Raw genomic sequence first — 15,391 nt, forward strand, 5'->3', positions numbered from 1 at the left:
AAAATCCGTCCTCCATTTTTTGATTTATCATTTCTCTGGTTTTTTTATAGTTATCTTATGGTTTTTTTATGGTTATCTTACAACTGGCATTATCGCAATCAATCTCAGAGGTATATGTATACCCCAGCCCCTCGGCAATGGGTTTATACAGTGCCGGGCAATGGTCGCAATAAGAATGATAGGGGGTCATATGTTTTAGCTCCAGAAGCATCCCTTTGGAAGGGCACTTGTGCAAATCAATACTGAATTCCCCTTTGTCTTCATCCAGTATCATGGTAAAATCGGCTGCTTCTTCATTCAGCGAATGGGACCAGTAATCATAACATCCGGCCAGCCCTTTTTCCTGCATCAGCCGTTGAAGCGAATCCGTTAAATACAAATCGGATAACTCGCTCCAGAATTTTTCCAGCTCTTTTCTTCCCCCCAGGTTTTCAATAAATTTAAAGCCCTCGCTGTAGGCCGGGATAAACTCCGTGCATGAAATCATTTCTTTTTCCTTTTGATTTGGTGAATACTTTTACTTCCTCCTGAATACCTGTTTGCAGGCCCCTGTTTCTTCATCGAAATATTCCAGCTCGTATTTAAACGGGGTATTCCTGCACACCCTTTCATAGATGGTACGATACGTTTCAACGTAATGCGGACAGGGCGTATCCCCTTTCTCCTTAATCCGGGTGATTCCGGGACAGGCATCCTGCTCTATCTCCAGGATGTTCTCGCCGCAGTGCATTTTTACCGGCCACTCTTCTTTGGCATAGATATCCGTAAAGTAGTTGCTAAGCGCACGGATGCTGCCCAACATCAATTCATCGTTGACAGGCTTATAGTAAGCATCAGCATACTGGGTTAAGTAGTTGACCATCTCCTCCCTGCCAAAATTGTTGTAAATGTATTTTAACAATATATTCATTGACACGTGAAAGTCCTTGTGCAAATACTTGTTATCCGAGGCTTTGCGTGTCATCACCTTTCTGCCTTGTGAATTCATATTTTTATTGTCTTGTTAAAAGAGCACGAATATATAATTATCTTTTCTTGATAAATGTATTTTCAAACCCTGTTTATTTAGTGTTCTCCTTCATAATAGGGTGCGCCACATTAACCCGGCATCATCCGGATAGGAAAACAAGCCCAACACTCTTTTCCCCATATTTCTGTCATTCTGATTATTTATTATGCTCTGCAGATTTATCCGCGGCAAAAATCAATTCATGGGTCCGAAGCGCATCTTCCAGACCGGTTAAAGGCATCTCTTTCCCTTCTTCAATGGATTTAAAAAACGCCTCGAACTGAACATGGTAAGGATGATCCGAAACATCTCCGGAATCAAGCATCTTCATGGAAAGTTCGCTCCATCTGCTTTTGTCCAGGCTACCGTATTGGGTTGAATAAAACTTATTATCTAAAAGTGTCCCTTCACTTCCCACTAAATGAAAGTGGAAATAATAAGGTTGCAAACAATCTATAACCGAGGCGACTTTTCCAACAGAACCATTTTTAAACTTAACAATGGAAACCGAACTTGTGGGATATTCATACTTGTCAAAATCTTTGTTTGAAGAATAGGTCGAATACCCCTGCACTGACTCAAATTCACTGCCCATACATAACAACAAAGCGTCCATTGCATGACAACCCGCCGACAAAAGGCTACTCCCTCCTGATTCCTTTTTGGTATTCCACCGGTATTGACCATACCATGGGCCTATTCCATGATAATAGTCGACTTCTCCATAATGTATCCTGCCCAGTAAGCCCTGGTCAATTATTGCCTTTATAGTAAGCAGCTGGCTGGAAAAACGGCATTCAAAGCAGACACATACTGTCACCCCGGCTGCTTTTACTGCTTTTTCTACAGCAAGGCAGTCTTCCCAATTCATGGCTAAAGGCTTTTCTATAATTATATGTTTCCCTGCACCTGCCGCCATAATGGCCTGTTGGGCATGGAGGGCAGGATAGCTGCAAATAGATACGGCATCCAGCTCAGGGTCAGCCAGCATTTCTTCCAGTTCAGTATAACAACGAATTATCCCGCCATGCTTCGCACTGACTTCGGAAGAACTCAGCTTACGGGAAGAGAAAACCGAAGTAACCTGCCCAAGTGAAGTACTGTTTATCGCATCAATGTGAGCCTCGGAAGCCCAGCCGTAACCGATGATTCCAACATTGTATTTTTTCATCATATTTCAACTCTAAAAATTTCAAACACTGAATATTAATCATTTGCCAGTTTGGAATCAAACCATACTTTGAAAACAACTGTTGCCCAGCCAAAAACAAGACCTAAAACAGCAGCAATCAGCAAGGGGACTGCAACCTGAAAATACCAGGGGTAAACGCCAATGGAATCCGGACGCCGGACATAGGTAATAATTGCAAAATACGCACCTGAACCAATAAAGTAAGAAGGGAGAAAATTAATACTGGGCACCCTGTCTGTTGAGATAATAAGAAAGGCAACAAAAAAAACTGCCAAAACCGTTCCCCACGGAACGGTTGAGCCATTCAAGCCTCCGAATACTCCGCCCAACTCAATCAATATGACGGAAGCAATAATTCCACCAACATAACCTGCGAAGGTTTTAAATGCCATATTAATTGTCGCTCCCCCCAAAAAATACATTGCCCATGCCTGGAAAGCAGCCCACACAAGCAATCCCTTTCCCATGACCTCGGGAGTAAATGGGATAAAAGGTGTTATTACTAACAAAATCATAGCCTGAAGGCCTACAAAAGCAGGAAATCCCATAAATTTATGAAATGGGACGGTGTTCGATTTCTTATTCATAATAGTTTTATTTGATTAATTTATTTCTGAGATTTAGGCATTATGTATTTACCTCACATATAATATGCCTGATGAGGTTAGTAAACAGGTGGATACCACATTATCATAGGATCAGGCCCCAAACCTGTCTTAATAACAGTTTCCACCTCAAGTGTTTCCAGGTTAACAACATGAACCCCATCTGATTCTTTTTCTGATACGGTAATAAGTTCTTCCCCATCTTTATTTGTCTCCACTTTCCCGGCATCTTCGCATCCTACAAATGCATACTTTTCATCTGGTGAAAGTTCTGTACCAATGGCATAATCACCAACCCTTATCCGCTTTATCTCTTTTCGGGTTGCCACATCAATTACCGTTAATGTACCTTCTTTTGTCCAGCCGGGGATCAACGCCCTTTTCCCATCTGCGGTAAACCGAATGCGGACCGGCATGCCCGGGCAATCAAAAGTCTCAACTGGTTCCAGCGTTTGCATATCTATAATGGTGATACTCCCTCCAGATTGATTTAAAGCCCATAAATGCTTCCTGTCCGGGGTAAAGGCCATACCTTCAACTCCCTTGCCTGCCGGAATTTTTTTATATAACTCCCCGGTAAACCGATTAATGACCGAAATATCTTCTGAAACGATATTCGATGTTAGTAAATATTTACCGTCCGGGGAAACATAAACCATATGGGATATCTTTCCATGCGTTGGAATTGTCCGGCGAACTTCATGGGTTTGCGTGTCTATTTCAATCACATAACCTGATTGGCCTGCGGTAAAATATGCATACCTCCCATCCGGTGACATTGCCGTTCCATGTATCCGGCCATATTCTCCGGTGTGAATTTGTTTTATATGCTTGCGGGCAACCAGATCTATCACCGAAATGGTATTACCGGGAGGCGCATAATTAGATAAATAGGCATACCGATGATCCGGTGTAACTATGATTTCGTGGGGGTTTGGCCCTGTCGGAATAGTAGTTTCTACCTCAAATGTCTTTGGGTTTATATAAGACAATGTGTTGGAATGTTTATTGGCAACCAACAATACAGTATCCTTCGCTATCACAGGATAACCCATCTCTCTTATTGACTTGTAAGGAGGTGTCTTCCCCCCCTCTCTGCTTGTAAAAAAATTAAACAAATAAATTCCGGAAACATTTTTCTGCCACAGCGGATAGGCAATATTGCGGTACTGTTCAATCGTAGGCTCCACCTCAACCGAAGCATATACCGGAACATCTCCGGGCAGAAGCTGACGGTATTCATCTACCGGTAACTGAAAATTATTGTGAAGATAATGAGCCGCAATGACAACATCCAAAATTCCATCACGGGCCCAGGATACCGGGTCTAAACCAATCGCCCTGTTTTGTTCCGGCAATGCCAGTATCCGTGCCGCCAGTAAAAGAGACCTTCCCCGTTTTTTTCCGACCTCCTCAACCATCGACCGCACTTCCCGCATCCAACCTGTCATTATCCCAATGCCCTGCTTTTCTTCGCCTGGCTTAAAATACATGGGGAAACGCTGAAAGTCAAGCTCCAATCCTTCAATATCGTAACGTTCGCAAACCTCCCTCAACTGTGCCAGACGGTATTCCCGAACTTCCGGAGCCGCAAAATTGAGCCCTCCCGGTAACCATCCATTCACAACAGGGTTTGTGCGTGGCCCCAATATATCAATATATATCTGACTCAAAGGATCACCTGGTTTCCCGATACGCCATTCGGGATGCTCCCTCCAAAACCGGTCAAATATTACATTATCTTCCTGTTCTACCGCATGTACCTCATTCAAACGGAACGAAACAAAGGTTTCCATCCGGTGGGCCCGGGCCCTGTCAAGAATAAGCCCCAAGGGGTCGTGTCCTTCAGCTACTAAAGTCCGCACGTTTAAAATTGGCTGCGATAATTTCTCTTCCAGCTCCTCACTGATGTACTCTCCTATCATATCCCCAACTTTCGTAGGATAATTCATAGGCATACCCCAATTCGGGCTCATAAAAAAACTGGTTACACCGGCCGCTGCCACTTCATCTACATAAGGATAAAAATCTTCGGGGCTGTCTGCAGAAGGTACAAACATATTATTCGCATCTGAATTATAGGAAAACCGGAAATCACGCGGAAGGGAGACTAAATCTATTCGCCTGAAAAACATCTCAGCCCCTTCCGACTGAAGCTGTATGCGTCCTTTACTTGGCGTAGAATTCCAAACATGGTTGACCATCCGGTTATTCAAAAAAACCTTGATGTCTCCTCCGTTGGCAATTATTTCCAGGGTATTCCATTCCCCTAAAGCATGCTCCACATCTTCAACACCCCGGAATCCCAGAACGTCTTTCCAGGACGGATCACGTCCGGGCCAGTCTATCCTCCCCCCGGTTATGGTTATTGGATTACTTCCTGCCGGTTCAAAAACTTTTGGGCCCTTGCCGGATTTAATGGTGCTTGTAACAGAGAAGTTATCGGACCCATCGCCTACTACCAAAATATCACCCGTGCCCCCTTCTATAATCTGACATTCGATGGAATGCATCCATTTCCCATCATAAGCGCCGTCAGCACCCTGACTGTGAATTAAAACGCCCCCGTCACGCGCATTATCCTTCCGGGGGGCAAAGGTCTTATCCCCCCACTTAAATTCCAGCGTCAGGTGATAATTGGCATATTCCTTCCCGGTGGTGAGGCTGCCCCACTCTTCTCCCGATATCCGGATTATGCCATCAGATACCGTAAATACCCCTTTCGGATCTGAATCCCGGCCACGGCCCTCTAAATATGTATACCAGCCCGATAAATCCTTGCCGTTGAAAAGTGGGGTAAGGGAAGCCTGAGGAGTTCGATCTGCTCCATTTGCATTCCACTGATGCCCTAGCGAATAACCAAAAACAGAATAAAATATACCTGCTAGTCCAATTAGAATTATTTTCATTTCTCTTGTCATTTTTAAAGTTTCATTCATCGTTTATTCCTGATCCATTTTTTAACCTCCAATACATGTTGTTCAGAATAACAATAACCCCTTTTATTATCCGAAAACAGGAAAGTCTTCTACAGAGCATTTTAATTTTTACCCGGATATTCGAAAGATCTATCGTTCGAAAAAAAGTACTCCAACATCATTTTAAAATTATGGATGGGTCAGCTTACGTTATACTGTTCCTTAACCAAATCCAGGAAGCCTGCATTCTCAAGGTTTTTTAATGGTGCAAGGAATGTAACCTGCACTACTCCCGGTAGACGCCCAATTTCGATGGCACCATTAATTGTTGCGCGATTTCTTACCTCAGCGATGCTCATATCCAGAAGTCTGGCAGCCCGACCCAACCCGTTTTCTGTGGCTATATTCAAATTAGCTCCTGTTCCAACGATTGAAATTGGAGCTGAGTTTTCGATCTCATTCACTCCCCATTGTTTTGCCAGTGCCCGGGCTTTTGTTTTTTCTTCCTCTGTAAGGGGCTTAGCCAAAAACGGGAGGTCTTCAACCAAAGGGAATATTACAGGTCCCTCCAGCTTTCTGCCCTTCATCAATTGTATCTGCAATTCAACTGTTCCTGCTACATCCATAGTGTGCCCTGCAATTTCCCCGTCTCCCTGCAACGCATGCATATCTCCCACATATACACCTCCTCCAGGCACCTTGACCGGCGCGACGACAATCGCTCCCGGCCTGACAATATCAATATCCATGTGACCATCCGTTCTAAATTCAAGCTGATCTTCAGTTAAAGCATATTGGTGGGGTGCACCAACGAGAAAAGTTCCAAAATCACCGGCATTGTGGGAGTCTGGTATCTTAATAGCCGGCATCGTACCAAGCTGACCAAGAAATGGTCTCAGCCTTGAAACTGTTCCCACAAGATTATGGGGTGCAAACAAAAGAATTGAATGCTGCGTACTGTGTTCCGGAATCATGGAATACTGTCTGGATTTTCGGGCTATTTCTTCTGCCTGTTTTTTATCCATTGTTACACCAATGCTCTTGTCTTTTTCAAATACCACAGTGTAACCATGCTCCATTTTAAATGGCACAATAGGGGTTCCGCAATGAATACATCTCACTGAATCCTGACCTATACCTTCTTCTCTGGTTTTTGGATTAAGAATGTTGCATTTGGGACAATGCTTTGCCACATAGGGGTCTCCGTTAAAACACCCCTGATTAAAACTATCGTGCCCCGAGGCAGTTGCTACTGATGTAACTTCCAATGTATTAATCCTGATAACAACAGCATCCCCGGGTTCCGAATTTTCGATATAAACCGGCCGCGTAACTTCATGCCCTCCTTTTAAAGATGGCGTAATCATTGGCCCCCAGCATCCGGGGGCTGTATCCGCTTTAATAATCCCTCCGTCCTTGAGTGGCCCCAGCATAGGAGCTTCCGGATCAAGTATCCCATTGGTAAACGTATTTACAACAATACTTTCCTTCCCTGTAACGCTATTTTTTATTATTTCTTCCATATAAATTGATTGTTTAATTACTAACTGGATACCACATTATCATAGACTCAGGTCCTAAGCCTGTCTTAATAACAGCTTCCACCTCAAATGTTTCCAGGTTAACTACGTGAACCCCATCTGATTCTTTTTCTGATACGGTAATAGGTTCTTCTCCATCTTCCTTTACCTCTGCTTTCCCGGCATCTTCGCATCCTACAAATGCATACTTTTCATCTGGGGAAAGCGCTATACCCATGGCATAATCACCAACCCTTACCCGCTTTATCTCTTTTCGGGTTGCCACATCAATTACCGCTAATGTACCTTCTTTTGTCCGGCCGGAAATCAATGCCCTTTTCCCATCTGCTGTAAACCGAATGCGGACCGGCATGCCCGGGCAATCAAAAGTCTCAACTGGCTCCAACGTTTGCATATTTATAATGGTGATACTTCCTCCGGTTTCATTTAAAACCCATAAATACTTTCTGTCCGGGGTAAAGGCCATCCCTTCAACTCCCTTACCCACCGGAATCTTTTTATATAAACAACCTGTTGAGCGCTTAACTACTGATATATCATCTGTGGCTTTATTTGATGTCAATAAATATTTACCGTCCGGAGAAATATAAACCTTTTGGGATGTTCTACCATGTGTTGGAATTGTCCGGCTAATCTTATTGGTTTGCGTATCTATTTCGATTATATAACCTAAATATTCCGAAGTAAAATAGGCCTTCCTCCCATCCGGAGACATTGCAGCTCCATGGATGCGCCCATAGTATCCGGTAGAAATCTCACTGATTTTTTTTCTGGTCAATAAATCGATCACTGAAATACTATTTCCTGGTGGAGCATTAACAATATTATAATTACTCAAATAAGCTATTCTTTGATCATGTGTGACCGTTATATCATAGGGGTTCTTACCTGTAGGAATAGATTCAATCACCTCAAATGATTTTGGATTTACAAACGACAATTTATTCGAATGTTTGTTTACAACCAGCAATACAGTATCCTCTGCTATCATAGGATAACCAATCTCTCGTAACCAACCATACGGAGATTTGAATTGGTTAAAAAGATAAACCCCATTAACATTTTTCTGCCACAGCGGATAGGCAATATTGCGGTACTGTTCAATCGTAGGCTCCACCTCAACCGAAGCATATACCGGGACATCTCCGGGCAGAAGCTGACGGTATTCATCTACCGGTAACTGAAAATTATTGTGAAGATAATGAGCCGCAATGACAACATCCAAAATTCCATCACGGGCCCAGGATACCGGGTCTAAACCAATAGCCCTGTTTTGTTCCGGCAATGCCAGTATCCGTGCCGCCAGTAAAAGAGACCTTCCCCGTTTTTTTCCGACCTCCTCAACCATCGACCGCACTTCCTGCATCCAACCTGTCATTATCTCAATGCCCTGCTTTTCTTCGCCTGGCTTAAAATACATGGGGAAACGCTGAAAGTCAAGCTCCAATCCATCAATATCGTAACGTTCGCAAACCTCCCTCAACTGTGCCAGACGGTATTCCCGAACTTCCGGAATCGCAAAATTGAGCCCTCCCGGCAACCATCCGTAAACTACGGGATGACAACGTGGCCCCATTATATCCATATAGACTTCGCTCATAGGGTCACCAGCCTTCCCGATACGCCATTCGGGATGCTCCCTCCAAAACCGGTCAAATATTACATTATCTTCCTGTTCCACCGCATGTACCTCATTCAAACGGAACGAAACAAAGGTTTCCATCCGGTGGGCCCGGGCCCTGTCAAGAATAAGCCCCAGGGGGTCATGTCCTTCAGCTACTAAAGTCCGCACGTTTAAAATTGGCTGCGATAATTTCTCTTCCAGCTCCTCACTGATGTACTCTCCTATCATATCCCCAACTTTCGTAGGATAATTCATAGGCATACCCCAATTCGGGCTCATAAAAAAACTGGTTACACCGGCCGCTGCCACCTCATCTACATAAGGATAAAAATCTTCGGGGCTGTCTGCAGAAGGTACAAACATATTATTCGCATCTGAATTATAGCAAAACCGAAAATTTCGGGGAAGCGATACCAAATCTATCCGCCTGAAAAACATCTCAGCCCCTTCCGACTGAAGCTGTATGCGTCCTTTGCTTGGGGTAGAATTCCAAACATGGTTGACCATCTGGTTATTCAAAAAAACCTTGATGTCTCCTCCGTTGGCAATTATTTCCAGGGTATTCCATTCCCCTAAAGCATGCTCCACATCTTCAACACCGCGGAACCCCAGAACGTCTTTCCAGGACGGATCACGTCCGGGCCAGTCTATCCTCCCCCCGGTTATGGTTATTGGATTACTTCCTGCCGGTTCAAAAACTTTTGGGCCCTTGCCGGATTTAATGGTGCTTGTAACAGAGAAGTTATCGGACCCATCGCCTACTACCAAAATATCACCCGTGCCCCCTTCTATAATCTGACATTCGATGGAATGCATCCATTTCCCATCATAAGCGCCGTCAGCACCCTGACTGTGAATTAAAACGCCCCCGTCACGCGCATTATCCTTCCGGGGGGCAAAGGTCTTCTCCCCCCACTTAAATTCCAGCGTCAGGTGATAATTGGCATATTCCTTCCCGGTGGTGAGGCTGCCCCACTCTTCTCCCGATATCCGGATTATGCCATCAGATACAGTAAATACCCCTTTCGGATCTGAATCCCGGCCACGGCCCTCTAAATAGGTGTACCAGCCCGATAAATCCTTGCCGTTGAAAAGTGAAATAATCTCTTGTCTGGCCTCCTCTTCTTCATCCGTATTAAATGGGAACAAATTTCCTGCAGTAACTTTTAGATAAAAACCAAACACAAAAACACAACCCACCAACGAATAACCAATTAACTTACTCATTACTATTTCTTTTAATTAAAAACGACCAACCTGAACTGGAATTTCAATGCACTGAACAAATCATACCTCCCACACTAAAAAAAAACAATATTCCTTATATCTTTCCTTTATATTCGATACTCCCACACACGAACCAAAAAGGTTCTTTAATTTGTGTGCTATCATTTTTTTGAGTTATATAACATGCTAACCCAGTCAACTAAATTAGTTTAAGTTACAATCAGTAAAGTATATTATTAAGCTTTGCTACAAAACATAGTACTATCCTTAAATCTTTTTAATGGGATACCCTCATATTCTCCAATAGGAGAACTCTGGATATCCCATTTATTTTTTATTCTAATTTAATTTTCAGACGAGTCTCACATTAAAATCCAGGATTATTATCACTAGCACTAATGCCATCATTAAAATTTATTTCTGCATTCGGAATAGGCCACAACAAATGCCTTTCTTGTACATCTATGTCGTATGATTCTTTTATTATCTCCTGAAATTTTCCTGATCTCAGTAAATCAAACCAACGTTTCCCTTCAGCATAGGTTTCTTTCCCTCTTTCGTATAAAACCAAGTCAAGAAATTGTTCTTTATCGTAATCAGTCAATAGAAAATCAACCGGAGATGCACTTTGTGTTTCATAGCCATAAGCTCTCCTGCGCACCATATTCAAAGCTTCCATTCCTTCTGCTGTTGGACCATTCTGCACTAAACAATCTGCCTCAGCAAAAAGCAATAAAATGTCAGCATAACGATACAACGGATAATCCATTCTACCATTCGAATATTCCAGATCTCTAAATTTAGAAACTAGAACCTGAGTTCCCCTTGCAGGAATATCAACAACCCTTGTGTTCCATGCCTTACGCAAATCATTTTCATCCCAGTTGGTATAAAAAGGCATCCATGGTCTTCCTGCTGCAATCCAATATCCTCCATCCTTCAGGGATCCCCCTTCTTCAGCTTTATTACGCACTAAATATCGTGGCCAGCTCCAGCTACCTTGCTGAGAATACTTGATATAGAAAATTTCTTCCTGCGTTTTACCACTTGCATCCTTACCAAAAACATTATAAAAATCCATAGAATCACGTACCTCAACCAAAGCGAATTCTCCGGATTGAATAATCTCTTCTGCTTTATTTCTCGCTGACGTATTATCATGTAACATGAAATAAACATCAGCCAATACTGCTTTTGCTGTCCATTTAGATCCTCTTCCGGCAACCGGGGGAGAGTCAGGTAAATTATTTTCTGCAAAAAGTAAATCATCTATAATCAACTGATACACATCCTGAGCAGAACTTCTTGGTATATGAATAGCATCCATATTATCTTCAACTCTCAGGGGCACTCCTCCCCAACACCGAACAAGATGAAAATAAGCAAATGCACGTAAAAACCTTGCTTCTGCAATATATCGGTTTTTTTCATCTTCACTTAATCCACTTGCCTCGGGCAAAGAATGAATCATAATATTTGCATTGCGAATACTTCTGTAAAAATGCTTCCAAAAGCCTTCGGTTGCACTTCGGTTTCCACCATCTAAACCCTCAAACAAACTAATTTGTCCCCAGGAATCTCTGGCTATAAATACATCTGTCGATGCTTCAGTTGTTAATAAATACACATTGCTAAAAGCACTTCTCAAATTTGGAAAGATGGCCGCAATACCTGCCTCAGCCTCAATCTTTGTATTATAAAAATTCTCTTGGGTAATAATATAAGGTTTTTCAAGTAATTCATCCTTACAAGAGACAAGACTTATCATTACTAAAATAAAACAAACAATATAAGCTTTCATAATATTTTATTTTAAAGAATAATTAAAATGACAATCTAACACCTATGGTATAAGATTTTGCCAATGGATATGTATTATGATCTACTCCCTGGACAATATCATCTCCACCTCTTGAATTGACCTCAGGATCCCACCATGAATAATTTGTTAATGTGAAAATATTTTGTCCACTAACAAAGAAATAAGCACTTCTTTTAGTATCCTGTAGGGTATACCCCAGTTCGAGATGCTGAAGTCTCAAGTAAGAACCATCCTCAATAAATCTATCAGAAAACTTCATCTCAAGATTTGTTTGTTCAGGCGCAGGATATTTAGCATTTGGATTTTCAGGTGTGGCATAATTAGTTAACCAATCTTTACGGGTATTAACCTGGTAGGGCAACTCATATATACCTATACTACTAACATTTGCGATTTCATTGCCATAGGCCCCTTGAAAATAAGCACTTAAAGAGAACGATTTATATTCTATAAACGTGTTAAATCCGAATATAAAATCAGGATTTGGATCCCCTACCACCACCTTGTCGTCAACATTAATAAGGCCGTCATTATTCAAGTCCTTATACTTAATTGTTGAAAGGGCTCCCGATGCACCTGGGTTATACCCATCTTCTACGTATCCAAAGAAGGTACCTAATGGTTCTCCTTCCCTTAATATAACTATATCGTCTTTAAATTGCGCACTAAAATTATAGTTACCCGTTATAATATCTTCTCCTTTATAAAGCTCTACTACTTCATTTTTGTTAAATGCGATATTTCCGGAAAAGGTCCAACTAAACATATTTCTTTTTAGTATATCCGCATCCACAGAAAGCTCTAATCCCTGGTTTCGGACAGATCCAATATTTTGCATCGAAGAAGTAAAGCCCGTAGACGATGGAAGAGATACTATACTCAGCAGATCTTTGGTATCCTTTTTATAATAATCAGCCATAAATCTGAACTTCCCATTTCCAAACATTGCATCAAAACCAAAGTCCAGCTGATCCGTAGTTTCCCATTTTAAGTTGTAGGGTAATGTAGTGCCGGGTGCAAGGGTTACTGTACGAATATCGCCACCAAATATGGTATACCCAGGATTAAGTACATTTAACGTAGAGTACTCGTCAATCGCTTGGCTTCCTGTCCTTCCCCAGCTAGCTCTCACCTTTAAATCAGAAATAAAATCCACATCCTTTAGTGTCTTTTCTTTCATTCTCCAGGCAATAGCTCCCGAGGGGAAATACCCCCATTTATTTCCAGGACTGTATTTCGATGCCCCATCAGCCCTAAAACTAGCCGTTAACAATAGTATATTATCATAATTATAATTAATCCTTCCCAGGTAGGACATAATGACTGACTTTCTGTAACTGGATGATGGAATACCAGGAGTTCCGGAAGTTCCCAAGTTATAGGTACTGGTAATATCACTCAGCATATCCTTGCCACCTCCACCTAAACCTTTATTGATAAAATTTTGATAGGTCTGTCCTATCAGAAAATCAAAAGTATGTTTTTCACCAAACTTCCGATTATAATTAAGTGTATTTTCATTAAGGACACTGGTATAATTCACTACTGAAACAGATGCACTTCCCCCGTCGGTATATTCAATCGACTGATACGTATCGGTTCTGCTATCCCGGGAAATGAAACCGCCGTGAACTTTTAGGACTAGACCATCAATAAATTCGTATGATAAAATACCGCTGGTATTAATATCATTTTTTACCGTTCCCCCTTGCGTCAGTTTTGTATAAAGCAACGGGTTTCCCATAGCCGGACTATTTATTGGGTATACTTCATAAAATATAGTTGGTTCGCCATTCTCATCATAAGGTTTGATAAATGGTGGGGCTGTAACAATTGCCGCAATTAATGACCCACCTAAGCGACCACCTCCCGAACTTTGTAATGTCTGATCAGTTCTTGAGAGTATCGTTGAAAAATCGACATTAAATCGCTCATTTATTTTATGATGAAAATTTATACGGGTTGAATACCGTGAATATGAACTATATTCAATAATCCCTTGCTGATCAAATATGCTACCCGATAAACTAAACTGAGTTTTTTCGTTTCCTCCATTAAATGATAAAGTATGGTTTTGCATGGGGGCAGTTCTAAACATTAAGTCTTGCCAGTCTGTCCCCTCGCCGTAACTTGCAATCATTTCATCTGTGAAACGCCAATCAGAATTCGGAGAATTATCAACCAATACATTATATAGCTGAGCATATTCTTTAACATTAAGTAAATCTATCTTCTTCCGAAGTTGCTGAAAGGAATACCTTGATTCTATATTTACTTTTGTACGTCCTGCCTGGCCACTCTTTGTTTTAATCAATATTACTCCATTTGCTCCCCGAGAACCGTAAATTGCAGTGGATGACGCATCTTTTAGTATTTCCATACTCTCAATATCAGAATTGTTTAATAGGTATGGGTCAGATGGGACACCATCAATAACATACAAAGGTTCATTACTTCCCCGTATTGAATTGGATCCCCTAATTCTAACATGTACATTTTCACCCGGATGCCCGGTACTTTGCTTAACATAAACACCAGCAGCCCTTCCGGATAAAGTGAGCATCGGATTAGATGCCACAAAAGCATCTAATTCAGTTCCTTTAATTTGAGTTACTGAACCTGTAAGGTCTGACTTTCTTACACTCCCATACCCCACAGCAACCACCTCTTCAATTCCAATTGACCCTTCTTCCATCACAACTGTAATCGTATTTCTTCCCTCAGTAGCAACCTCCTGCGTCTCCATTCCCACAAAAGAAAACACCAGGGTTGCATTATCCGGGATGTTGGTCAGGGAGTATTCTCCGTCGGCATTGGTTACCGTTCCCTGGGTGGTGCCTTTTACAAGCACCGTTACACCAGGAAGAGCTAATCCACCTTCATCCACAACCTGGCCTTTAACTATTGAACCGGGTTGTTGTGCATTCACTTTCAGAACAATTAAATTGCCTCCAAGTATTTCATACGAAATATTTGAATCGACAAATAATCTGTCCAACACCGATTCGATGTTTGAATTTTTTGTAGAGAAATCAATGGTTCTGTTGACATCTTTAAGATCGGTATTATAAAAAAACCGGAATCTACTGTTGACTTCTATTAGCTCAAAAGCATCACGAATTGTTTTGCCTTTAAGTTCAAGTTCCAGTTTCAACTGTGTATCCTGAGAATAAACTGAGGCATTTAAGCCCATTATAAAAGAAAAACATAAAAAGACAGTTAATCTCATAACCAATAAAATTTTTCTCAACCCTCCGTGTACAGGCAAGGCATCATTAATTAATTTTTTTTTCATAAATTTGAACTGTTAATGGTTTGACATTTAATGCCATAATTTTTTGACAGACTGGCATTAATAAAGTTGAATCACATCACAGGGGAAACAGACCGGCAGATTTGTTTCCCTTTTTTGTTTTTTTACATAGGCTTCAATTTTTTAGTTAGACTTTTACT

General features: G+C 41.6%; 9 protein-coding genes. All 9 read right to left on the reverse strand.

Annotated features, from left to right (window positions below):
* Nucleotides 1-55 precede the first annotated feature (55 nt).
* A complete protein-coding gene (locus D1164_RS15265) occupies nucleotides 56-487 on the reverse strand; it encodes a hypothetical protein (RefSeq protein ID WP_119350879.1) in 432 nt (143 codons plus the stop codon).
* 30 nt (nucleotides 488-517) lie between these two features.
* On the reverse strand, nucleotides 518-988 hold the full coding sequence (locus D1164_RS15270; RefSeq protein ID WP_119350880.1) for a hypothetical protein: 471 nt from the start codon (nucleotides 986-988) through the stop codon (nucleotides 518-520).
* Nucleotides 989-1,166: 178 nt separating this feature from the next.
* The gene (locus D1164_RS15275) at nucleotides 1,167-2,183 is read right to left on the reverse strand and encodes a Gfo/Idh/MocA family protein (RefSeq protein ID WP_206611028.1); all 1,017 of its coding nucleotides are present in this window, start codon (nucleotides 2,181-2,183) and stop codon (nucleotides 1,167-1,169) included.
* Nucleotides 2,184-2,215: 32 nt separating this feature from the next.
* A complete protein-coding gene (locus D1164_RS15280; RefSeq protein ID WP_119350881.1) occupies nucleotides 2,216-2,788 on the reverse strand; it encodes a DUF1097 domain-containing protein in 573 nt (190 codons plus the stop codon).
* 77 nt (nucleotides 2,789-2,865) lie between these two features.
* Nucleotides 2,866-5,715, reverse strand: coding sequence for a family 16 glycoside hydrolase (locus D1164_RS15285; RefSeq protein ID WP_147372202.1), 2,850 nt, complete (start codon nucleotides 5,713-5,715; stop codon nucleotides 2,866-2,868).
* Between the two features lie 209 nt (nucleotides 5,716-5,924).
* Nucleotides 5,925-7,247, reverse strand: coding sequence for an acetamidase/formamidase family protein (locus tag D1164_RS15290; protein WP_119350883.1), 1,323 nt, complete (start codon nucleotides 7,245-7,247; stop codon nucleotides 5,925-5,927).
* 13 nt (nucleotides 7,248-7,260) lie between these two features.
* Entirely contained in the window at nucleotides 7,261-10,116 is a 2,856-nt protein-coding gene (locus tag D1164_RS15295; protein WP_119350884.1) for a family 16 glycoside hydrolase, read from the reverse strand.
* Between the two features lie 367 nt (nucleotides 10,117-10,483).
* Entirely contained in the window at nucleotides 10,484-11,917 is a 1,434-nt protein-coding gene (locus D1164_RS15300) for a RagB/SusD family nutrient uptake outer membrane protein (RefSeq protein WP_119348349.1), read from the reverse strand.
* Nucleotides 11,918-11,939: 22 nt separating this feature from the next.
* Nucleotides 11,940-15,233, reverse strand: coding sequence for a TonB-dependent receptor (locus D1164_RS15305; protein WP_119348350.1), 3,294 nt, complete (start codon nucleotides 15,231-15,233; stop codon nucleotides 11,940-11,942).
* Nucleotides 15,234-15,391 lie beyond the last annotated feature (158 nt).

The sequence above is a fragment of the Mariniphaga sediminis genome (genome assembly GCF_003573545.1).
Taxonomy (GTDB): domain Bacteria; phylum Bacteroidota; class Bacteroidia; order Bacteroidales; family Prolixibacteraceae; genus Mariniphaga; species Mariniphaga sediminis.